We start from the raw sequence: 576 nt of genomic DNA on the forward strand, positions 1-576 counted from the left end.
TTTCGTCTTTACTCTGACATCAAGTATTCCTTTTCTATCTTCCGCGAACTCCCTTAAAAGCTCATTATTGATGATTTCTATTCCCTCAAAGTCTTCCGCCGGAACACCTAGTACGGCACTGAGGAAAGCGACTAGCAGATCTTTATTTTTTTCGTCTCCAAAGATTAGCTTGAACACGAAGTCTACTTTTGGTGACATTAGAAATCTATCGTCAGTTGGTGTTTGTTTGGTCTTACTCTTCTTGCTCCCAGCCATATTAACTTCATCCTCTCTCCTCTCTCCAGTTATATAGATATCATTTTAGCAAATCCACCGTAGTTTCACACACTCCCCAGCAGACAACCATTATTATTATCAAAACTAAACCTAACGGCCCTATGGCTCCATTATACAACAACGCACATATTAGTTCCATAAAAAGGAATGGTTTGTGCTAGACATTTCTAATTTTTTTATATGTCTCAGTTACCAAGAGGTTCAGAGTTTTGACGAATGTAACTCAACAATATTAAGTAACATAGTCGACCCCTAAAGGGATTCGACAAATTGCGGGAAGTACCAGTCCCCGACCGAGCG

The 576-nt window shown here is 39.8% G+C and carries 1 protein-coding gene; it reads right to left on the bottom strand.

Features of this window, described 5'->3' with window-relative positions; all coding sequences use genetic code 11:
* A partial coding sequence (locus ACYQ3Q_RS28465) for a PD-(D/E)XK nuclease family transposase (RefSeq protein WP_459931745.1) occupies positions 1-255 on the bottom strand: 255 nt, incomplete at its 3' end.
* Positions 256-576 lie beyond the last annotated feature (321 nt).

The sequence above is a fragment of the Desulfosporosinus burensis genome (assembly GCF_054657535.1).